Below are 20891 nucleotides of genomic sequence, written 5' to 3'. Positions count from 1 at the left end.
CGTCTAGCCGACCTGTGCGAACACGGCAGTACAAGGGGGGCTTTGGCCCCCCTTGTCACGAGAGTGTAAGAGCGGGACTTTCGCACCGCGAAAGCCTCCACCGGAACCGACAGGGTATTTGCCGCCGGCAAATCTCCCGCAAGGCATCCGGTTCAGCTGAAAGCAAAGGGCCCCGTCGGGGCCCTTTGTCATGTCGCGGGCAGGTCGCTCATCAGGGCGTCGAAGTAGCCATGCAGGAGCGCGTCGAAGCGGGCGCGGCCGTCGTCCGTGGGGCGGATCTCGCTCCGACGCCCGTCCGTTTCGTGGGCCACGCGACGGACGAGCCCGTTGCGCTCCATCGTGGCCAGCATCTTCGACAGGACGGGCCGAGAGACGTCGAGCCGCTCCGCGATCTCGGCGGGCGAGAGGCCGTCGCGCCCCGGCTCCCGGACGATGACCATGATCGCGAGGAACTGCGTCTGGCTGAAGCCGTGGCCGGCGAGATAGCTGTCGATCCGGCGCAGGCGCAGGCTCGCGTCGCGCAGGGCGGTGAGCCGCGCGAGGACCGCGTCGGGGGAGGCTCCACCGGATGATCCGGTGAAGCCGGAGATCATCTCGGGCGACGGCAGCTCCTTGAGGAAGAACATCAGGCGTGGGGTCGCATGGGAACGGTCTCGACGGGCTTCGCCAGCCAATCGGCGTAGGCCGCGAAGACCTCGGCCACGTAGGGCTGCGCATAATGCGTCTCGAGTGCGGCGGCGTCGCGCCATTGCTCGACCAGATAGAGGCTTGGGTCGTCGCCGTCGCCCGTGTTGAGCTCGAAGCGCAGACAGCCCGGCTCGGCGCGGGTCGGGGCGAGAATGCCTTCGAGCGCGGCGAGTGCGCGGGTGCGATGCTCTGGTTTCGGCGTGATGCGGGCGAAAAGGGCGAGTTCGGTCATGATGGCCTCATTTGGTTATCATGGTAATTATATACCTGAAACCGGGCCGATGACCAGAATAGGGAGGGCAAAAGCGTCTTTCGGCACAGCAAATGACAGGCCGCGACCTTGCCGCATCGGCACACCTCCGATAGCAGATTCCGCAATAACTCGGAGGGACGGCATGTATCGGGTCTGGAATTTCGTTACCAATTATTCGCTGCTGCTGATCTTCGGGGCACTTATCGCGCTGGTCTGGGCCAACACCGACCCGCACAGCTATCATGTGCTCGTGGAGTATCCGCTCTGGTTCAACGACACGATCGGCGTGTCGATGGAGAAATGGGTCAAGCTGATGGGCGAGGACGCGGAGGCCTTCGGCCATGCCGAGACGGCCAAGGTGCTGACGGCCCACTACCTCGTGAACGACATCCTAATGGCCTTCTTCTTCGCAATCGCGGGCAAGGAAGTCTGGGAGGCCGTCATCCTCAAGAACGGCAGCCTGCGCGGTAAGAAGGCGGCGACGCCGCTGTTCGCGACGGCGGGCGGCATGTTCGGCCCGATCGGCGTCTACCTCGGGCTCGCAGCCTTCCTCGGATCGGACACCTACGACGCGGTGGCGAACGGCTGGGCCATCCCCACGGCGACCGACATCGCCTTTTCCTATCTCGTCGGGCGCCTCGTCTTCGGGGCGGGGCACCCGGCGGTGCGTTTCCTGCTGCTGCTCGCCATCGCGGACGATGCGGCGGGGCTCATCATCCTCGCGATCTTCTATCCGACGGGCGACCTTGCACCGGCCTGGCTTCTGCTGTCGCTTGCCTCGGCGGTCGGCGTCTATGTGTTCTTCAACTGGCTGCCGCGCCGCCTCGACCGGGGCGACCAGATCCGGCCGCGCTCGACCTGGGTGCGTCAGAAGCTCAGCTGGTGGCCCTACCTGGTGGCCGGTGCGCTGTCCTGGTTCGGCTTCGCGCAGTCGGGCCTGCACCCGGCGCTCGGCCTCCTGCCGATCGTGCCGACTCTGCCGCACGCCGACCGGGCCTTCGGCATCTTCGCCGAGGCGGAGCAGTATCTGACGGATTTGCTGAACCATACCGAGCACTTGCTGAAGCACCCCGTCGAAGTCGTCCTCTTCCTCTTCGGGCTTATGAACGCGGGTGTGGAGTTCTCGGCTATCGGCGATCCGACCTGGCTCGTGCTCGCCGGTCTCATCATCGGCAAGCCGATCGGTGTGCTGCTCTTCGGCTATGTCGGTGCGCATACGCTCAGGCTCGGGCTGCCCGAGGGGATGCGGACGGTGGATCTCTTCGTTATCGGCTGTGTCGCGGCCATCGGCTTCACCGTCTCGCTCTTCGTGGCCTCCGTCGCCTTCGAGCCGGGACCGGTGCAGGATGCGGCGAAGATGGGTGCGCTCTTCAGCTTCGCGGCCGCCGCCATCAGTCTCGTCGCAGGCAAGGTCACCCGGGTCCAGAAGCGCGAGGCCTGAGGCGAAACGCCTCCAATTCGACACATTTTCCGCCGCGGACGCCACGATCCGCGGCGGTTCACCATATTGTGGACGGATTGCGACGTTATCAAATTAACCAAGCGTGCCCATAGTGAAGGGCACCGGTGTCATTTCGATTCGGAGGCGATCGGGCAGATGATCGAGTTCGAGAACGTGTCCAAGTCCTTCTGGACGGGGAAGCAGCGCAAGGTGATCCTTGACCGCGCCTCCTTCCGGATCGATCTCGGCTATTCGATGGGCATCCTCGCGCCGAACGGCACCGGCAAGACGACGATCATCAACATGATGGCGGGCCTCGAGAAACCCGACGAGGGCGAGATCCGCCGGTCGAGTCGCGTCTCCTTCCCGCTCGGCTTCATGGGCGGCGTCATCCAGAAGAACACAGCGACCGAGAATGCGCGCTACATCGCCACGCTCTACGGGCTCGACCCCGACTACGTGGAGGCCTTCTGCCGCTACCTCTGCGGCATCGAGGAGTATTTCGACATGCCCGTCGGCACCTATTCCGCCGGCATGAAGTCGCGCTTCAGTCTCGCGCTGATGCTCGCCCTCGAATTCGACATCTATCTCATCGACGAGGGGATGCCGTCGACCACCGACGCGGAGTTCAACCGCAAGGCCGGCTCAATCCTGCGCGACCGGCTGCGGGAGGCGACGGTCGTGATCGTCAGCCACCAGCCGGAGATCCTCGAGCGCTTCGCCAGCACCGCCGCGGTCCTGCGCGACGGCCGGCTCCATCATTTCGACACGCTCGAAGAAGCGCGGAGGCTCTACGAATACGATGCCTAAGGCCCTAAAATACCGCACCCGCCCCGATGGCGGCTTCAACCGCCCCGGCGTGACCGTCCCCGAGAGCGCGCCCGCGACCAACCGCGCGCAGCTCGCCGCTGCGGCGAACGACAGCGCCTCGCCGGCCGCCCCGACAGGAGCGGCACCGACCGGGCGCCAGCTGCGGATGGCGCGGCGCATCGCGCAGAAGCATGGCCTCAAGGTCAAATCCGATCAGGAAGCGGTCGAGGCGCTGCGCGGCCAGGGGATCGACCCCTTCGAGCGGTCGAACATGTTGCAGCTCGTGCCCGGACAGGGACAGGCCGCCGGCGCGCAGGTGCCCGCCGTCAGCCGCCCGGCCCCCGCGCCAACGCAACCGCAGGTGACGATCGACGCCGATCACCGCGCCGGCGAGATCATGAAGATCCAGCGCGACATCGCCCGCCGACGCCGCCGGCGTCTCGCGCTGCTCGCCACGCGGCTCACGTTCTTCGTCGGCCTGCCGACGTTGATCGCGGCGTTCTACTACTACGTGATCGCCACGCCGATGTACGCGACGAAATCTGAGTTCATCATCCAGCAGGCCGATGCCGCGACTGCCGGGGCCACGGGGCTCGGCGGGCTTTTCTCGGGGACGGGGCTCGCGACGCAACAGGATTCGATATCGGTTCAGTCCTACCTTCTGTCACGCGATGCGCTGAACCGGCTCGACGCAGACCTCGGCTTCACCGCGCATTTCTCCCAGCCCGAGATCGATCCGCTGCAACGGCTCGAACCCGATGCGACGCGCGACGATGCCTACAAGCTCTACCAGCGGGTGGTCGAGATCGGCTACGATCCGACCGAGGGCGTCATCAAGATGGAGGTCGTCGCCGCCGACCCGACCGTCTCGGCCGCCTTCTCCGATGCGCTCATCGGTTACGCGGAGGAGCAGGTCGATCAGCTGACCGCCCGCCTGCGCGCCGATCAGATGCAGGGCGCGATGGACAGCTTCGCCGCCGCCGAGGAGCGGATGCTCGAGGCCCAGGCCAAGAGCGTCGACCTGAAAGAGCGCGTCGGCGTGGGCTCGGCCCTGGCCGAGGAGTCGCTCATCTACAGCCAGATCGGCGCGATCGAGACCGAGATCCGCGCCGAACGCCTGCGTCTCGACCAGCTTCTGGCCAATGCGCGCCCGAACCAGACCCGCGTGGAGGTCGCCCAGTCGAACGTCGCACGCCTCGAAGCCGAGCTCGAAACGCTGCGCAGCAGCTTGACGGGCACCGAAAGCGACGGCGGCAATCTCGCCCGCGCCACCGCCGAACTCGAGGTGGCGCAGCAGGAGCTCGTCACCCGGCAGCTCCTGCTGCAACAGGCGGCGCAGCAACTCGAGGTCGCGCGCACGGAGGCCAACCGACAGGTCCGCTACCTCTCGACCCCGGTGCCGCCCATCGCCCCGGACCAGGCGACTTATCCGCGCAGCTTCGAGAACACGCTTCTGGCCTTCCTCGTCTTCGCGGGCGTCTACCTGATGGTGTCGCTCACCACCGCCATCCTTCGCGAGCAGGTCTCGGCCTAGGCCGCATCGGGCGGCGGGGCACAATCCGCCGTCGCCCGCGCGCGGGCTTTGCTTCCGGGGCGGCTGCGGCTAGCTAGGGCGCGACAGATTTTCAGGCCCCGAGGATTGCCCATGAAACCGATTGCCGACGTCACCCCGAACACCTGGGAATTCCTGCGCGACCCGATGATCGCGTCCACCGGTTTCCGGGAGTATGACGCGCGCTGGAAGTATCCCGAGGCGATCAACCTGCCGGGTGTCACTGCGCTCGGCCTCGGTCTCGGCACGCAGATGATGCGCCGCGGCATCGAGCCCCGGATCGCCGTCGGCAACGACTACCGGGACTACTCGCTGGCCATCAAGAACGCGCTGATCCTCGGCCTCACGCAGGCGGGCCTCCACGTGCAGGACATCGGGCCGGCCTTGAGCCCGATGGCCTATTTCGCGCAGTTTCACCTCGATGCGCCCGCTGTCGCCATGGTCACCGCCTCGCACAACCCGAACGGCTGGACTGGCGTGAAGATGGGCTTCGAGCGGCCGTTGACGCATGGCCCCGACGAAATGGCCGAATTGCGCGATATCGTGCTCAACGGCGAGGGCGAGGCGCGCGAGGGCGGCCGGTGGGAACGCGTGGACGGCGTGATGGAGGCCTACCTCGATGACCTCGTGGGTGACTTCCGCATGACGCGACCCCTCAAGGTAGTCTGCGCGACCGGCAACGGCACGGCCTCGGCCTTCGCGCCCGAGGTGTTGCGCCGGATCGGCGTCGACGTCGTCGAGAGCCACAACACGCTCGACTACACGTTCCCGCACTACAACCCGAACCCCGAGGCGATGGAGATGCTCCATGACATGGCCGCGTCGGTGAAGGCGTCCGGGGCCGACCTGGCCCTCGGCTTCGACGGGGACGGCGACCGCTGCGGCGTGGTCGACGATGCGGGCGAGGAGATTTTCGCCGACATCATGGGCGTCATCATGGCGCGCGATCTGTCGAAGCTCCACGCGAACGCGACCTTCGTGGCGGACGTGAAGTCGACGGGGCTCTTCGCCTCCGACCCGGAGCTTCAGGCCAACGGAGCCAAGGCCGACTACTGGAAGACGGGCCACAGCCACATGAAGCGGCGTGTCCACGAGATCGGCGCGCTCGCCGGGTTCGAGAAGTCGGGCCACTACTTCCTGGCCGAACCGATCGGGCGCGGCTACGACTGCGGGATGCGCGTGGCCGTCGAGGTGTGCAAACTGCTCGACCGCAACCCCGACAAGCGCATGTCCGACCTGCGCCGCGCGCTGCCGACGGTGTACAACACGCCCACGCTCTCGCCCTATTGCGCGGACGAGGAGAAGTACGACACGCTGCAGCGCATCGTCGAGCGGCTCGTCCCGATGAAGGGCGAAGGGAGCCTCGGTGGGCAGAAGATCGTCGACGTCGTCACCGTGAACGGGGCACGCGTGATGCTCGAAAACGGCGGCTGGGGTCTCGTGCGGGCGTCGTCGAACACGCCGAACCTCGTCGTCGTCTGCGAGAGCCCGACCTCGAAGGAAGAGCTCCGCGCGATCTTCGAGGATCTCGATGCGATCATCCGCGTGGAGCCGAACGTCGGCGACTACGACCAGACGTTCTGACGGTGGATGTCTCGCCCTACGTCGCCGGTCTCGTCTTCGGAGCCTCGATCGCGACCCTCGTCGCCTGCGCCCTGGCTTGGGGGATCATGTACCTGCTGCAACGGTTCGGTGGCCCCTGGGCGGTGCGGATCGGCGGAGGGCTCCTCTCGCTGGCGGTGATTTTCATACTCGTCGGCGCGCTCGGTCTGTTTCTTTCCTCCGCACCGGACGCAGGCGATCTGCCGGCGGTCCCCGAATTCCGGTTGCAGATGGCGCTCAACGTGGGCACCTGCCTGCTGGTTCTCGCGGTCCTGTTGACGATGATGCGACGCCATTGGAACCGCCGGCCACCCCCGCGCGACGACACTTGACGAGCGCCCGGATTTACGGCCCCCTCGGGGCCGTATTTCCATGACCAGAGCGCCATTTGTCGTGATCCGCCTCCTCGTCGTTTTCCTCTGTTTCCTTCTTGCAACCCCGGCCGTCGCGCAGGACGGAGGGCAGCCTTCTGGCACCATTTCGACCACTCAGGACAGCCGCGGCGACGCCGCGATCGAGAACCGGATCCGGGGCATCATTTCTGAGTTGAGCGGCTACGAGGACGTCCGGGTCGAGGTGCGCGAGGGGATCGTAACCCTCTCCGGCGAGGTGCTCGACGCGGAGGCCATCCCGCGGCTCGAAGATCTGGCCGCTCGCGTGAACGGCGTCGTCGCCATCGAGAACGACGTCGTCGAAAGCACCGATGTCGCGCGGCGCCTCAACCCGGTGGCGGAACGTTTCGCGGCACGGGCGCGGCAGTTCCTGAACTACCTGCCACTTCTGACCATCGCGGTCGTCGCCGGGGTGCTCGTGATGTTCCTCGGCGTCCTGCTCGCCCGGTGGGAGCGACCGTGGCGACGGCTCGCGCCCAATGCGTTCATCGCCGACATCTACCGGATGGTCCTGCGTCTCGCCTTCGTCGTGGCGGGCGTGGTGGTGGCGCTCGACATCCTGAACGCGACGGCGCTCCTCACCGGCCTTCTCGGCGCGGCCGGGATCGTCGGCCTCGCCGTCGGTTTCGCCGTGCGCGACACGGTCGAGAACTTCATCGCCTCGATCATGCTCTCGCTCCGGCAGCCGTTCCGCCCGAACGACTTCGTGGACATCGAGGGCTCCCTCGGGTCAGTCATCCGCCTGACGAGCCGCGCGACGATCCTCCTCGACCCCGACGGCAACCACGTGCGCCTGCCCAACAGCTTCGTCTTCAAGGCGAAGATCCTGAACTACACCCGCAACGCCGAGCGCCGGTTCGGCTTCACCCTCGGGATCGACCCGAACGACGATCTTGCGCAGGCCAAGCGCATCGGGCTCGAGACACTGGGCAGTCTCGACTTCGTCCTAAACGACCCGCCGCCGCAGGTCTGGATCCAGGATGCGGGCGACAGCACCGTCTCGATTGAGTTCTACGGTTGGCTAAACCAGCGGTTTACCAACTATGCCGTGGCCCGCGGCGAGGCGCTCCGCCTCGTGATGGCGGCCCTCACGCGGGCGGAGATCGGGATGCCCGAGCCGACGTATCGTCTCAACATCGCGGGGGGCGGCCTGCCGGTGCTCGATCTGCCCGACGCCGAGAACCGCCCGACGGAGATCGTGGCCACGCCGGCCGACGAACCGCCCGACGAGGTGCCGCTGGCCGCCGAAGAGGTCGCCGCCGACCGTACGATCGAGCGGATGGTCGAGGATGAGCGCCGGGCCGAGGGCGACGAAGACCTGCTCAGCCATGCCGCGCCGCGGGAATGACGGGGCAGGGCGCGCCGATCCTGCAATCGCATCTGCCGTTCACGCCCTGGTCCGATCCGGGCCTCGCGCGGATGCCAGGCATGGTCCCGGTCGAGGGCAACTGGATCGTGGTCGATGACGCCTACGCCCGGCAGATGGCGCTGCGCCGGCGGCTCCTGAACGATCGACCGGACGACGTGCTGCACCAGCTGCCGCAGTCGGGGCCAGCGGTCGAGGACCTGCGGGAGGTCGTCCTCGCCGCGCTGCCGGAGGGCTTCGCGCGGACGGAGGCGTCGATCCGTTGTCCCGACGGGGTCGAGGTGGCGACGGGCGGCGATGCGCTCAAGATGCTTGGCAGGCTCCTGCAGGAAGACCTCCTGCTCCTTCTGCCCGACGGGGGCGAACACGTCCTTGTTGCGGGCCTGCTCTGCTTTCCCGCCTCGTGGACACTGGCGGAAAAGATCGGCCGTCCGCTGACCCGCATCCACGCGCCGGTGCCCGACTACGACACCGGGCTTGCGACGCGCGTGCAGCGGATGTTTGACCGTCTTCCGGCCGGGCGGGCGATGTGGCGGGCCAATGCGCTCGGCTACGCGGACGCCGCGCTGCACCAGCCGCACCGCGAGGCGACCCCCCGCGAAGACGGCGATCCGGTCCGATACCTGCGGTGCGAACGGCAGACCGTGCTGCGCCTGCCCCGCACGGGCGCGCTGCTTTTTGCCGTCCACACCTACGTCGTCACGCCCGACCGGCTGACCGACGTCCAACGGGCCGGGTGCCCGATCATTTTCGGGGAGTGAGCGTCGCTCGTCAGGGCGCGGCGAAATGCTTCGACAGCTTCAGCCCCTGGCCCTGGTAGTTCGACGCAATCCCCTGTCCGTAGAGCTGCTCCGGCACCTCCGACATCGCCTCGTAGATCAGCCGACCGACGATCTGTCCGTCCTCCAGTACGAAGGGGGCCTCGTGGCAGCGCACTTCGAGAACACCGCGTGCCGGCGTGCCATGGCCGAAGCCCGGGTCGAAGAAGCCGGCGTAATGCACGCGGAACTCGCCGACCATGGCGAGGTAGGGAGCCATCTCGGCGGCATGGGTCGGCGGGATGGTCACCGCCTCGCGGCTGACGAGGATGTAGAAGGCACCGGGATCGAGGATGATGCTCTGCCGGTCGGTGCGGATCGCCTCCCAGTAGTCGGCGGGTGGGTAGTGGCCCAACCGGTCGAGGTCGATCACGCCCGTATGCGGCTTCGCGCGCCAGCCGACGAGGTCGCCATCGCCCGGCGTCAGATCGACGCTGAAGCCGAGGCCGTCGTCGATGACGGGCGTGCCATCGACGAGGGGCGTCTGCGCGTGGAGCCTGTGTAGGGCCGCGTCGTCGAGCACCGCGCTGCCTTGGCGAAAGCGGATCTGATTGAGCCGCATCCCCGGCCGCACCAGAACCGAGAAGCTGCGGGGGCAGATCTCGGCATAGAGCGGACCGTCGTAGCCTTCGGGGATGCGGTCGAACTCCGTCCCGCTGTCCGTCACCGTCCGCGTCAGCAGATCGAGGCGGCCTGTCGAGGACTTCGCATTCGCTACGGCCGAGAGACCGGCGGGCAGGGCGAGTGCCTCCTGCAGCGGCACGAGATAGACGCAGCCCTTCTCGAGGACGGCTCCACCGGAGAGGTCGACGCGGTGCATCTCGAACTCCGGCAGCCGGTCCGAAAGCCTGCGACCGTCCCCGGGGAGGAAGGAGGCGCGCACGCGGTAGGCTTCCTGTCCGAGCCGCAGGTCGAGGCTCGCCGGTTGCACCTGGCCCTCGGCGAAGGACGGTGCCCGGATTGCGCCGGTATCGGCCAGATCGCGGATGTGCTGGCTGGCGAGAACGCCGGTCGGATAGGTCACGTCTGCACTCCCCTCTGAGACGCGAAACGCCCCGCCCCGGCAGGGGCGGAGCGTTGCGAAATGGTCGGGCTAGCAGGACTCGAACCTGCGACCTTCCGTCCCCCAGACGGACGCGCTACCAGGCTGCGCCATAGCCCGACTTGGAGGCCTTCATACGGCTTCTGCCGCCCGGCGCAAGCCGAAAGACGCAGGATCATTTTCAGCGCCGCGCCCCGTCCGACAACTCTTCCTCGACCTCCTCGATGAGGCCGCGGAGCCTGCGCACGATGCGCCGCAAACGGCGTCGGTCGCCCGGCGCCCGGAGGGTGATGCCGGGGGCCGGAGCGGCCGGGCCATCCGTCGCAGGCGGGACGTCATCCGGCGTCGCGGGTGCATCGGGCGCCGGCCCGCGCTCGTCGGCGGGTGGGCTCTTCGGCGTCGAACCGGGCACCGCCGGCGGTGCCGTCGTTTCGGGCTCCGGCTGCGGCGGTGTGACGTCGCCCGGGTCCACGGGTTGCGGCGGTGCTTCGACGTCGACGGGCTGCGGCTCCGTCTCGCCAATGTCGGGCGCATCGGGCTGCGGCGGCACGACCGCATCTGCGGGCTGCGGCGGCGCGGGAGTGGCCCGATCGAAGGCAACGACCTTCGGATCGGGTGTCGCGTCAGACGTCTCCGGATCGGGGCGGGCTTCGGAAGTTGCATCGCTACGCTTCTTCGCGGTCGCGGGCTTCTCGTCGCCCGGGCGGATCACCCGGCGCGTGCGCTGCGGCGGGGTCTCGACCGCGTCCAGATCGGGCGAGAGCGACAGGACGGACTCGACCCCCTCGTCGTCGATCTTCTGGCTGACGCCGCGGATGGTGAGCCCCTGGTCGTGCAGCATCACCTTGATTCCGCCCAGAAGGCGCATGTCGTCGGGGCGGTAGTACCGCCGTCCGCCCGCGCCCTTCACCGGACTGATCTGTTCGAACTTCGACTCCCAGAACCGCAGCACATGGGTCGGCACGCCAAGCCAGTCGGCCACCTCCCTGATCGTCCGGAAGGCTCCTTCGGATTTTTCCGAACCGGCCAAGGTCAGGCTTTCTTGGCGGCGTTCCCGGCGGCCACGCGGTCCTTCATCAGGTGCGACGGCCGGAAGGTCAGCACGCGGCGCGGCGGGATCGGCGCTTCTTCCCCGGTCTTGGGGTTGCGGCCGATACGGGCCGACTTGTCGCGGGTCGCGAAGGTGCCGAAGCCCGAGACCTTGACCTGCTCGCCGGCGACGAGCGCGTCCGAGACGTGCTGCAGCACCTGGCCGACGAGCGCGGCGCTTTCGTTGCGGCTCAGGCCCACGTTGCGGAAGACGGCTTCGCTCAGGTCCATCCGGGTCAGGGTTTTCTCGCTCATCGTTCGACGTCCTGTGTTCTTGGTCCACACCTGCAGGTGGGCCGACCTTGGATTCCCTGGAAAAACAAGTCAATGACAGGGACTTGCGTCGCGAAGTTCATGCGAACTTCTGCCTGTTTCGTTTTGCCGAAAGCTCGTTTTCTATCCGTGGCTTAGGGGTGCTTTCCTACCAGCGGAGCAGGACGGCACCCCAGGCCAGACCGCCACCGATCGCTTCCGTGACGACAAGCTCCCCGTCCCGCAACTGGCCCGTCTGCCGTGCGACCGACATGGCGAGGGGAATCGACGCGGCCGAGGTGTTGCCGTGGTCCTGCACCGTGACGACGATCTTCTCCATCGGCAGGCCGAGCTTGCGGGCGGTGCCGGTAATGATCCGCACGTTCGCCTGATGCGGGACGACGCGGTCAATGTCGTCGGCGGTCACGCCCGCCTTCTCCATTACGTCGATGGTCGAGGTGGCGAGCTTTTCGACGGCGTGGCGGAAGACTTCCTTGCCGGCCATCATCAGATGCCCCGTCGTCTGCGAGGAGGAGACGCCCCCCGACACCTGCAGGATCTCGCGGTGGCGGCCGTCGGAATGCAGGTCGGTCGCGAGGATGCCCCGGTCGGCGACCGTGCCGTCCCCCTCCGCCGCCTCGAGCACCAGAGCACCGGCCCCGTCCCCGAAGAGAACGCAGGTCGTGCGGTCGTCCCAGTTCATGATCCGGCTGAAGGTCTCGGCCCCGATCACGAGAACGCGCCGCACCTGTCCCGAGACGATGAGCGCGTTCGCGTTCGACAGGGCGTAGACGAAACCCGCGCAGACGGCCTGAACGTCGTAGGCGAAGCCGCGGGTCATGCCGAGGCCGGCCTGCACGATCGTGGCCGTCGCGGGGAAGGTCAGATCCGGGGTGGACGTGGCGAGGACGATGGCGTCGATGTCGTCGGGTACGAGCCCCGCGTCATCGAGGGCCGCGCGTGCCGCCCGGATCGCAAGGTCGGAGGTCGTCTGCCCCTCGGCCGCGAAGTGACGGCGCTCGATGCCCGAGCGCGACCGGATCCACTCGTCGGAGGTGTCGAGGAAGGTGGTGAACCACTCGTTGTCGACGCAACGGTCGGGCAGGTAATGCCCGACGCCCCGGACCTGCGCTCGGATCATTCGGATGTCTCCAGACTTGCGGTCGCGGCGGCGACGCGCACGCGCAGGCGCTCACTGAAGCCGCTTTCCGACAGGTTCCACGCGAGGTTGATCGCCGCGGCCACGCCGGTCTCGTCGGCCGCCCCGTGGGATTTCACCACCGTGCCGTTGAGCCCGAGGAAGACGCCGCCGTTCACGCGCCGCGGGTCGATCCGCTTGGAGAGGCGCTTGAGCGAGGCCATGGCCAGAAGCGCGGCGATCTTCGAAAGCGCGGTCGCACGGAACGCCTCGCCCAACATGTCGCGCACGAAGCGGGCCGTGCCCTCGCCGGTCTTGAGTGCGACGTTGCCGGTGAACCCGTCGGTGACGATCACGTCCACGCGGTCGCCGGGAATGTCGCCGCCCTCGACGAAACCCACGAAGTCGAAGCCGCTCTCGTCGGCGACGGTTTCGATCCGGTCATGGGCTTCCTTCAACTCGGTCCGGCCCTTGTTCTCTTCGGTACCGACGTTCAGGAGGCCCACGCGCGGGGTCTCGAGCCCGAGCCCGTTGCGTGCGTAGGACGTGCCCATCAGCGCATATTGCACGAGGTCGTCGGCGTCGGCGCGGATGTCGGCCCCGACGTCGAGCATCACGTTGAAACCGCTTTCGTTGCGCGACGGCCAGAGGATTGCGATCGCGGGGCGGTTCACGCCGGGCAGCTTGCGCAAACGGATCATGCTGACGGCCATGAGCGCGCCGGTGTTACCGCAACTCACGCAGACCGTCGCCTCGCCCGAGCGGACGGCCTCGACCGCCGACCACATCGACGTATCCTTGCCGGTGCGCATCACCTGGCTCGGCTTGTCGGTCATGGCGACGATGCCGCTCGCATGGCGGACGGTACAATGGTCCGACAGGCCGCGACGCTTGGCGATCAGCGCGTCGAGGACGGGCTTGTCGCCATGGACGATGAAGCGGATCTCGGGGATCGTCCGGACGGAACGCGCCAGTCCGGCAACGACGGCCTCGGGCCCGAGGTCGCCGCCCATGGCATCGACGGAGAGGATGCCGGTCGAGCCGACGGAGGGAACGGGAGGCGTGTCGGCGTCATCCGCCATGCCGGCCCCCTTTCCATCCAGCGATCATCGCCGTTCAGGCGACGTCGTCGTCCAGATCGACGACGTCCGCCGAAACGACCTCGCGGTCTGCATAGTGCCCGCAAGCCCCGCAGACGTGGTGCGGGCGCTTCAGCTCGCCGCAGTTCGGGCATTCCGCCGGGTTGCCGGGCACGAGGAAATCGTGCGATCGGCGGTTGTTGCGGCGCGACTTGGTGATCTTGTTCTGGGGAACGGCCATGGCTCAACCTCGGTCTCTATCGGATGGGCGATGCGCGCCCTTTGTCTCACAGTAAATCTCGTGTGCGGTCCCTAGTGGCAATCGCCCTGCGGGTCCAGCGGTTTCCCGGCGACGGACGCCGGAACGCGCCTCATACCGCGATTCAGCGCAGATGCAAGGGGCGCCGCGTGCGGCCGCCTCACTCCTTGTTTTCGAGCTTCGCCTTCAGGTCCGCGAGGCCGGCAAAGGGCTTCACGGTCTCCTCGGTCAGCGGCGCCGCGCCGGCGGGTGCGGCGCTGAGGTCCAGGGTTTCCACGCTTTCGGCTCTCGGAAAGGCGGGGATGGCCAGCGCCAGCGCCTCTTCCAGCACGTCACCGAGATCGAGCACCTGCGGCAATGGCTCGAGCGCGTCGTCCTCCATCTCGACCTCCTCGCCCATCGGCGCGATGTCCTCGGGCGTGTAGCGGCGGCCCACCGGCTCATCGATCCGGGTGGTCACGGGCTCGGTCGTGACGCGACAGGGTTGCACGACCGTTGCCCCGAGCGTCGCCCCTAGCGTCCAGTCGCGACCCGGGCCCGGTGTCAGTGCCCCCTCCAGCCGCACCTTGCGCAGCGCATCGACCGACAGACGTTCGGCCAGATCCTCCAGCTGCGCCGCATCGGGGACGAGGCGGATCTCCGTCGCCCGGCGCTGCGGCAGGTCGGCGAAGCGGACCCGATGGGACAGGATGGGTTTCATCGACGGGATCCCCTGGTTGCGGTGCGGCGCCCGCCCGCCCTTGATGGAGGGGACGGCGGCAGGTAAGCCATAGTCCGAACGGAGCACCCGGGCAACGGGACGCGGCAAGAGGGGACGCAGATGGGGACGATCTTGAAAGGGCTTTTGACGATGGCCCTGCTGGCGGGTCTCGCCGCCTGTTCGGCCACCTATCGCAATCACGGCTATGTCCCCGACGAGTCGGATCTCCAGGCGCTCATCGTCGGCGTCGACACCCGCGACACCGTCGAAACCTCGATCGGCCGTCCCGCCACGAGCGGCGTCGAACGCGACGATGCCTGGTACTACGTCCAGAGCCGCGTGCGTCACTACGCCTATCGCGCACCCAAGTTCGAGGAACGCCAGCTCGTCGCCGTCAGCTTCGCGCAGGACGGCACGGTCTCCAACATTGAGCGGTTCGGCCTTGAGCGCGGGCGCGTCGTGACGCTCTCGCGCCGCGTGACCGAAACGTCGATCCGCGACTTCGGACTCATTCGCCAGATCATCCGCAACTTCGGCCGGATCAACGTGGGCGAGACATTGGCCGACGATGTCTGACACGCCGTATCTCCTGCGCGCCGCGGAGATCGCGGCGATGGAGGGGTTGGCGAAGACGCATTTCCTGAACCCGCGCGCCCGGCGCATCAACAAGTCGCTCGGCGATGCCACAGGATTGACGGGCCTCGGCATCCACCTGATCGAGGTCGCGCCGGGCGACCTGACGACCGAACACCACGTCCACTTCTACGAGGATGAGGCGATTTACGTGCTCGAGGGGCAGGGGACGGCCCTTCTCGGGGAGAAGGTCCACCCGATCGGGCCGGGAGACTTCCTCGGCTACCGCGCGGGCGGCCTGTCCCATTCGATCGAGAACACGGGCGACGTGCCCCTGCGCATGCTCGTCATCGGCCAGCGGCTCGCCCACGACGTCGCGGATTACACCCGGATCGAAAAGCGGATCTTCCGCAACGCAGGGCGGCCCTATGAGCTGGTCGACATCGCCGATGTCAGCGGCACCGGGTCGGCGGGACGGAAGGTCTAGGGCGGCGACGGCCTGGGCCCGTCATCGTCGGGTCACGCCCGACCATGGCCGCCGGACGACTAGCCCTCGCTCTCGAACGTGAGGGCCACACCGTTGATGCAGTAGCGCAGGCCCGTCGGCTTCGGCCCGTCGGGGAAGACGTGGCCCAGATGCCCGTCGCAGCGCGCGCAATGCACCTCCGTGCGCTTCATGAACCAGCTGTTGTCCTCGCTTTCGCCCACGGCGTCCGACTGCACGCCATCGACCGGCTGCCAGAAGGACGGCCAGCCGGTGCCGCTTTCGAACTTGTGCGCCTGGTCGAAGAGCGGCGCGTCGCAGCCCCGGCAGCGGAACGTGCCCGGGTCCTTCGGGAAGTCGTCGTGGGTGCCGGCGCGCTCGGTGCCGTGCTTGCGCAGCACCTTGAAGGCTTCCGCGCCAAGCTCTTCCTTCCACTCGGTTTCCGACTTGACGACCTTGTCCATGCGCATCCCTTTCCCTTGGACACCGCGTGGCGGCGGTGCGACAGTTGATCTAGGCCCGCGATCCCCGCGCGCCAAGGGCAGGAGGCCGCCGTGGACATCACCGTCGGGAGATGGCGCGCCCGTCTCGTTCCGCCCGAGCGGGCCGCATCCGCGCTCGACCTCCGGGCGCGGGTCTTTCGCGGCGGCGCGGCGGACGGGGATGGCTTCGATGCCCGCGCGCGCCACCTGCTGATCTCGGGCGCGGACGGCACGCTCGCGGCCTGCGCGCGGCTGACCCTGCAGGACGGACCGGCCATCGCGGCGGGCTATACCGCGCAGCACTACGACCTGCGCCGCTTCGCCGCCCGCTTCCCGCGTGCGCTCGAAGTCGGCCGGGTCTGCCTGGCCCCCGAGTGCCACGACCCGGAGGTGCCGCGTCTTCTTCTCGCGGTTCTGGCCCGCCTCGTCGTCGAGGAGCGCGTCGCTGTCCTCTATGGCTGCTCCTCCTTTCCCCTGGTCGGCACGGGCATGGCACGGCTCTCGCGGCATACCGCACCCGCCGATTGGGCCCCCGTCGCCACGGCCCCCGAGGTCCGCCCGATCCCGCAGGTGCCCGGCGCGCTGCCGCCGCTCTTGCGCGGCTACCTGTCGCTCGGTGCCCGGGTCTCGGACCACGCGGTCGTGGACGACGACCTCGGCACGCTCCACGTCTTCACCGCGCTGCCCGTCGCGGCGATCCCGCCAGCGCGGGCGCGGCTCCTGACCGGGATGCTGGACGCGGCCTGATTGACGGCGCGGGCGGTGCCGCCTAACTGCGGCCCATGGCCCGCGCACCGCTGCTTCAACTGTCCGACATCTCGCTCACCTTCGGCGGCGATCCCGTCTTCGCCGACCTCGGCCTCGTCGTGCAGGAAGGCGATCGCGTCGCGCTCGTGGGGCGTAATGGGTCGGGCAAGTCCACCTTGATGAAGGTCATGGCCGGCCTCGTGGAACCGGATACCGGGAGCCGCGTCCTCTCGCCCGCAACCTCCGTTGGCTACATGGAGCAGGAGCCGGACCTGAGCGGCTTCGCGACGCTCGGTGCCTATGCCACTTCCGGCCTCGATCCATCGGAGGCCTGGAAGGTGGAGGCCGTGGCCGAGGGGCTGAAGCTCAATCTCGACGCTACACCGGATGCGGCGTCCGGCGGGGAGCGGCGGCGCGCGGCGCTGGCGAAGCTCTTGGCGGAAGCGCCGGAGCTCATGCTCCTCGACGAGCCGACGAACCACCTCGACATCGAGGCTATCGCCTGGCTCGAGGCGGAGCTGAAGTCGACCCGCGCGGCCTATGTCCTGATCTCTCACGATCGGGCCTTTCTGCGGGCGCTGACCCGCGCAACCCTCTGGATCGACAGGGGAACGACCCGTCGTCAGGACAAGGGATTCGAGCATTTCGAAGTCTGGCGCGACAAGACCTGGGAGGAGGAAGACCTCGCCCGGCACAAGCTCGACCGCAAGATCAAGGCGGAGGCGCGCTGGGCCGTCGAGGGCATCTCGGCCCGGCGCAAGCGCAATCAGGGCCGGGTCCGCGCGCTCGCCGCGCTGCGGGCGGAGCGGGCCGGGCAGATCCGGCGCTCGGGCACTGCTGCACTGGATCTCGACGCCGGGCAATCCTCCGGCAAGCGGGTGATCGAGGCCACGGGCATCGCCAAGGCCTTCGGTGAGCAGACGATCCTGAAACCCTTCGATCTCAGGATCTTGCGCGGCGACCGCGTGGCCTTCGTCGGGCCGAACGGCGTCGGCAAGACGACCGTGCTCAAGATGCTCCTCGGTGAGATCGAGCCGGACGCGGGCACGGTGAAACTCGGCACCAATATCGAGGTCGCGGTCTTCGACCAGGCGCGCGCGCGGCTCGACCCGGAGGCGACGCTCTGGGAGTCCCTGACGCTCGACCCACTGCTCGGTGTCTCGGGCGCGTCGGATCAGGTGATGGTGCGCGGCACACCCCGGCACGTCGCCGGCTATCTCAAGGATTTTCTCTTTCATGACAAACAGTTCAAGGCTCCGGTAAAGTCCCTTTCTGGGGGCGAGAAGGCGCGGCTTCTGCTCGCGCGGATCATGGCGCTGCCGTCGAACCTTCTCGTGCTCGACGAGCCGACGAACGACCTCGACATCGAGACGCTGGACCTTCTGCAGGACGTGCTGGGCGACTACGAGGGGACGGTCCTCCTGGTGTCGCACGACCGCGACTTCCTCGACCGGATCGCCACGCAGACCGTGGCGATGACAGGCGGGGGGCGGGCGCAGGTCTACCCCGGCGGGTGGTCGGACATGGTGGATCAGGGTGGTCTGAGCAACATAGAAAATACAGAAAAATCAAAAACAAGAGAGGCATCGCAGCCCAAGCCAGACCCTGCGTCAACCCCGGACAAACCCGGCGGCCTCTCCTACACCGAGCGGCACCGGCTCGATGCGTTGCCGGCGGAGATCGCGCGACTCGAAGCGGAGATCGGCAAGTTGGAAGGGCTTCTCTCCGACCCGAATCTCTTCACGCGGGAGCCGGTGAAGTTCCGCAAGGCGAGCGATGCGCTGGTCGAGCGGCAGGAGAAGCTGGCCGCCTCCGAGGAGGAGTGGCTGATGCTCGAGGAGCGGGCCGCGGGCTGAAATTGAACGTTTTGTACAAACCCCGCCCCCCGGTTTGAACGTTTTGTACAAAACGCTCAGCTGCAGATTCCGGGCAGATCCTCGGTGTAGGGCACCCAGACGTTCCGCGCGAAGACCTCGGGTTCGGCGACGGGCATGACCTCCCGCAGAAGCGTCTTCAGCCGATCGGTCCGCGCGCCCTCGGGGTCGAGGGTGGCGCAACAGAGGTATTCCTCCACGAGGCTCGCCTGCACCTCGTAGCCGTAGCTCAGGAACGGCTCGGTCGCGGCGGCGTCGAAGAGGTAGGGGTCGTCGATGGTGATCTGCTCGGTGAAGGCCTTGCGCGGGTGGTAGCCGGTGATCGCGCGGTTCTGCCATTGCCAGACGTGGGTGAGCTCGTGGACGAGGAACATCGCCGCCGGCAGGTCGAGCACCTCGTCGGGCCCGAAGGTCGCCGCGTAGTCGTCGAGGTGGGCCTTCGGGCTCAGGATCAGCCGCTCGAAGAGGACGATGCCGCCGGTGCTCGTGGTGATCCGCCCCTCGCGCGGCGGGCCGATGCGCTCGCGGCAGGTGGTGCGGGGGCGGGCGTCGAAGGTGATCGGGAAGAGGCCGATGAGCGGGTTCCGCCGGATGCGGACCGGCGCGGTGTCGAGCGTGTCGCCGTGGAGGGGAGCCACGAGGGCGCGTTCCGCGTCGGTCAGCGTGCGGGAGCAACTCGCCGTTAAGGTTAGCACAAGGAGGGGGAGCAGGAGCAGGCGCATGGGCATGAGCGTAGCGACGGGGCGCAGGGGACGCCAGTGGGCACGGGCGGGCGTGTGTCGGGTCCGCTGCGGGTGCCGGGCTATTCGCGAATGGTCCGGTGTTCCAAAGTCTTCGGGAAGACTTTGGAACCGGCGGCGCAGGCGGGGGGCTTTGCCCCTGTCACACTTCTGGTGTTTGCTGCGAGTCGGATCATACCGCGGCGGAGGACCCCATGCAGATCACGGCGAAGCAATACGGTCAGATGATGCGCGAGCAGGGGATCCTCTGGCCCGCGCCGGCGCTGGGGCGCGCAGACCTCGTGTCGCCTGCCGTGCGGGTCCACCGGATCGGGCGGCGGAGCCTCGAGAGCTGCCTCGTGGTCGAGCGGCGGGGCTGGGGCACCGTCTATTGCGCGCCGGGCTACGGCGACTATCGCGCGGCCTTCGACGCGGTAATGCCGCGTACGTCCATGGGGCGCGACGTGGACCACCTGATGCCGCGGAGCCAGGCGGCGCGGCGGGACTTCGTGGCGATGGGCCGCATCTCCGAGGCGTCGAACCGCGGCTGGAACGACGGCGACGACGCCGCCGCCATGGCCCAGAAGGTGCGCGACACGATGGTCGGCAACCCCCACGGGTTCACGTCGTTCCTCACGGACATGGAGCGCGGCTGGGCGGTAGTGACGTGTTATCTGCGCCCGATGGGCGAGCTGGACCGCGGGGCGCTGAGCTTCGTCGGGCCGGAGGAGGTGCGGGGGGCGTTGGGGGCCGGGTGAGTGAATCGTTGGTTCCGCGCGGGGTGGACGGCGTAGGGCGGGGTTTCACCCCGCCGGGCGGTGAGGTGGCGGGGTGAAACCCCGCCCTACGTGGAGGGAGCTGAATGGTTCTGGTGGGCATGGTGATGCCCACCCTACTTGCTCTATTCCGTCTCCTGAATCGCACGAAGCACCTGCGTATGAAGCCTTTTGGGGAAGCCATTCTCAGAGATCCACTTGATTGCTTCGACGAATCTTTTATCGCCAGACGTGACAGCGATATAGGGATCTGCGTTGATTGCACCGCCCCAGCTCGGGTACTCTCCTTTCAAAAGACACAAGTCGGGAAAATAGGCGAAGTTGCACCATTCAAAATGCTCTTGCCAAATGCGCGAATGATCTGGCGCGGCGAAGTCTCCAAATTTCATCTTTGGATGCAATTGACGGTCTCGCTCAGCAAGCAAGACCTCTCTCGCAGTTCTATCTTCCTCAGAAATCTTCATTTCGAGTGGAAATGCGATCCTACGAAGGCAAAAACATAGCTCGTCAAAGACTATCAAGTCGCTTGCTTTTGTATAAATACTGAAGGCTCGATACCTGTTGTCGGGCTGGCCGTTCTCCTCTGTCCGAGCTACGAAGTCTTGAGCCAGTGAGAACCCGCGATTCGAATTGTTTGAGGTGCTCCCTGGAAATTGGACGCTGACGGGAGCTACGATCTGAGGTCATCTTGGTCTTCGAGAAGGAGACGGACGAGATGGCGAAGAGGAAGCGGCACGCGGCCGCGTTCAAGGCGAA

Annotated in this window: 24 protein-coding genes and 1 tRNA gene; 12 read left to right on the top strand and 13 right to left on the bottom strand. The window is 67.4% G+C overall.

Going from position 1 to position 20891, the window contains the following annotated elements:
- Positions 1–188 precede the first annotated feature (188 nt).
- Together HSX43_RS12650 and HSX43_RS12645 are read right to left on the bottom strand one after the other, a co-directional pair.
- A complete protein-coding gene (locus HSX43_RS12650; RefSeq protein WP_179380506.1) occupies positions 189–626 on the bottom strand; it encodes a MarR family winged helix-turn-helix transcriptional regulator in 438 nt (145 codons plus the stop codon).
- Complete coding sequence (locus HSX43_RS12645) at positions 626–919, bottom strand: putative quinol monooxygenase (protein ID WP_179380505.1); 294 nt, start codon at positions 917–919, stop codon at positions 626–628. Before HSX43_RS12645 ends, HSX43_RS12650 begins: the two co-directional genes overlap by 1 nt.
- 163 nt (positions 920–1082) lie before the next feature.
- Between HSX43_RS12645 and HSX43_RS12640 the strand changes: the two genes are divergently transcribed.
- From HSX43_RS12640 to HSX43_RS12610, 7 genes are all read left to right on the top strand, one after another.
- On the top strand, positions 1083–2381 hold the full coding sequence (locus tag HSX43_RS12640; RefSeq protein WP_179380504.1) for a Na+/H+ antiporter NhaA: 1299 nt from the start codon (positions 1083–1085) through the stop codon (positions 2379–2381).
- A gap of 156 nt (positions 2382–2537) precedes the next feature.
- Entirely contained in the window at positions 2538–3191 is a 654-nt protein-coding gene (locus HSX43_RS12635; protein WP_179380503.1) for an ABC transporter ATP-binding protein, read from the top strand.
- Complete coding sequence (locus tag HSX43_RS12630) at positions 3184–4725, top strand: capsule biosynthesis protein (RefSeq protein WP_235962646.1); 1542 nt, start codon at positions 3184–3186, stop codon at positions 4723–4725. Before HSX43_RS12635 ends, HSX43_RS12630 begins: the two co-directional genes overlap by 8 nt.
- Positions 4726–4836: 111 nt before the next feature.
- Positions 4837–6327, top strand: coding sequence for a phosphomannomutase/phosphoglucomutase (locus HSX43_RS12625; protein ID WP_179380502.1), 1491 nt, complete (start codon positions 4837–4839; stop codon positions 6325–6327).
- Between the two features lie 2 nt (positions 6328–6329).
- On the top strand, positions 6330–6677 hold the full coding sequence (locus HSX43_RS12620; protein ID WP_179380501.1) for a hypothetical protein: 348 nt from the start codon (positions 6330–6332) through the stop codon (positions 6675–6677).
- 40 nt (positions 6678–6717) lie between these two features.
- A complete protein-coding gene (locus tag HSX43_RS12615) occupies positions 6718–8085 on the top strand; it encodes a mechanosensitive ion channel domain-containing protein (protein ID WP_179380500.1) in 1368 nt (455 codons plus the stop codon).
- Positions 8082–8864, top strand: a complete 783-nt coding sequence (locus HSX43_RS12610) for a heme-dependent oxidative N-demethylase family protein (protein ID WP_179380499.1) — start codon at positions 8082–8084, stop codon at positions 8862–8864. The genes HSX43_RS12615 and HSX43_RS12610 overlap by 4 nt, the downstream gene beginning before the upstream one ends.
- A gap of 10 nt (positions 8865–8874) precedes the next feature.
- On the opposite strand, the gene HSX43_RS12605 is transcribed toward HSX43_RS12610, so the two are convergent.
- From HSX43_RS12605 to HSX43_RS12570, 8 genes are all read right to left on the bottom strand, one after another.
- Positions 8875–9945, bottom strand: a complete 1071-nt coding sequence (locus tag HSX43_RS12605) for a 2'-deoxycytidine 5'-triphosphate deaminase (protein ID WP_179380498.1) — start codon at positions 9943–9945, stop codon at positions 8875–8877.
- Between the two features lie 61 nt (positions 9946–10006).
- A tRNA-Pro gene (locus HSX43_RS12600) sits at positions 10007–10083 on the bottom strand.
- Between the two features lie 61 nt (positions 10084–10144).
- The gene (locus tag HSX43_RS12595) at positions 10145–10945 is read right to left on the bottom strand and encodes a MerR family transcriptional regulator (RefSeq protein WP_328795344.1); all 801 of its coding nucleotides are present in this window, start codon (positions 10943–10945) and stop codon (positions 10145–10147) included.
- A gap of 50 nt (positions 10946–10995) precedes the next feature.
- Complete coding sequence (gene ihfA, locus HSX43_RS12590; RefSeq protein WP_179380496.1) at positions 10996–11307, bottom strand: integration host factor subunit alpha; 312 nt, start codon at positions 11305–11307, stop codon at positions 10996–10998.
- 166 nt (positions 11308–11473) lie between these two features.
- Positions 11474–12445 (bottom strand): beta-ketoacyl-ACP synthase III, encoded by a 972-nt coding sequence (locus HSX43_RS12585; RefSeq protein ID WP_179380495.1) that lies wholly within the window; start codon positions 12443–12445, stop codon positions 11474–11476.
- A complete protein-coding gene (gene plsX, locus HSX43_RS12580; protein ID WP_179380494.1) occupies positions 12442–13524 on the bottom strand; it encodes a phosphate acyltransferase PlsX in 1083 nt (360 codons plus the stop codon). Before plsX ends, HSX43_RS12585 begins: the two co-directional genes overlap by 4 nt.
- Positions 13525–13558: 34 nt before the next feature.
- Positions 13559–13762: a 50S ribosomal protein L32 gene (gene rpmF, locus HSX43_RS12575; RefSeq protein ID WP_179380493.1), complete on the bottom strand. Its 204-nt coding sequence runs from the start codon at positions 13760–13762 to the stop codon at positions 13559–13561.
- A 178-nt stretch (positions 13763–13940) separates the two neighbouring features.
- Entirely contained in the window at positions 13941–14480 is a 540-nt protein-coding gene (locus HSX43_RS12570; RefSeq protein WP_179380492.1) for a YceD family protein, read from the bottom strand.
- A 120-nt stretch (positions 14481–14600) separates the two neighbouring features.
- Here HSX43_RS12570 and HSX43_RS12565 point away from each other — a divergent pair, with 120 nt between their 5' ends.
- Complete coding sequence (locus tag HSX43_RS12565; RefSeq protein WP_179380491.1) at positions 14601–15056, top strand: outer membrane protein assembly factor BamE; 456 nt, start codon at positions 14601–14603, stop codon at positions 15054–15056.
- Positions 15049–15540, top strand: coding sequence for a cupin domain-containing protein (locus tag HSX43_RS12560; RefSeq protein WP_179380490.1), 492 nt, complete (start codon positions 15049–15051; stop codon positions 15538–15540). Before HSX43_RS12565 ends, HSX43_RS12560 begins: the two co-directional genes overlap by 8 nt.
- A gap of 59 nt (positions 15541–15599) precedes the next feature.
- Here the strand turns inward: HSX43_RS12560 and msrB are convergent, their stop codons facing one another.
- Positions 15600–16001, bottom strand: coding sequence for a peptide-methionine (R)-S-oxide reductase MsrB (gene msrB / locus HSX43_RS12555; protein ID WP_179380489.1), 402 nt, complete (start codon positions 15999–16001; stop codon positions 15600–15602).
- A gap of 90 nt (positions 16002–16091) precedes the next feature.
- Here msrB and HSX43_RS12550 point away from each other — a divergent pair, with 90 nt between their 5' ends.
- Together HSX43_RS12550 and HSX43_RS12545 are read left to right on the top strand one after the other, a co-directional pair.
- On the top strand, positions 16092–16766 hold the full coding sequence (locus tag HSX43_RS12550; protein ID WP_179380488.1) for a GNAT family N-acetyltransferase: 675 nt from the start codon (positions 16092–16094) through the stop codon (positions 16764–16766).
- A gap of 35 nt (positions 16767–16801) precedes the next feature.
- Positions 16802–18622 (top strand): ABC-F family ATP-binding cassette domain-containing protein, encoded by a 1821-nt coding sequence (locus HSX43_RS12545; RefSeq protein WP_179380487.1) that lies wholly within the window; start codon positions 16802–16804, stop codon positions 18620–18622.
- A gap of 56 nt (positions 18623–18678) precedes the next feature.
- Here the strand turns inward: HSX43_RS12545 and HSX43_RS12540 are convergent, their stop codons facing one another.
- The gene (locus HSX43_RS12540; RefSeq protein WP_235962645.1) at positions 18679–19362 is read right to left on the bottom strand and encodes a hypothetical protein; all 684 of its coding nucleotides are present in this window, start codon (positions 19360–19362) and stop codon (positions 18679–18681) included.
- Positions 19363–19574: 212 nt separating this feature from the next.
- On the opposite strand from HSX43_RS12540, the gene HSX43_RS12535 reads away from it, so the two are divergent.
- Positions 19575–20117 (top strand): hypothetical protein, encoded by a 543-nt coding sequence (locus HSX43_RS12535; protein ID WP_179380485.1) that lies wholly within the window; start codon positions 19575–19577, stop codon positions 20115–20117.
- A 143-nt stretch (positions 20118–20260) separates the two neighbouring features.
- On the opposite strand, the gene HSX43_RS12530 is transcribed toward HSX43_RS12535, so the two are convergent.
- A complete protein-coding gene (locus HSX43_RS12530; RefSeq protein ID WP_179380484.1) occupies positions 20261–20599 on the bottom strand; it encodes a hypothetical protein in 339 nt (112 codons plus the stop codon).
- Between the last annotated feature and the right edge of the window lie 292 nt (positions 20600–20891).

Origin of the sequence: Jannaschia marina (genome assembly GCF_013404595.1) — a bacterium.
In the GTDB taxonomy this organism is placed as follows: Bacteria; Pseudomonadota; Alphaproteobacteria; order Rhodobacterales; family Rhodobacteraceae; genus Jannaschia; species Jannaschia marina.
The sequence above is the reverse complement of the archived record's forward strand: the minus strand, read 5'-3'. Positions and strand labels throughout refer to the sequence as shown.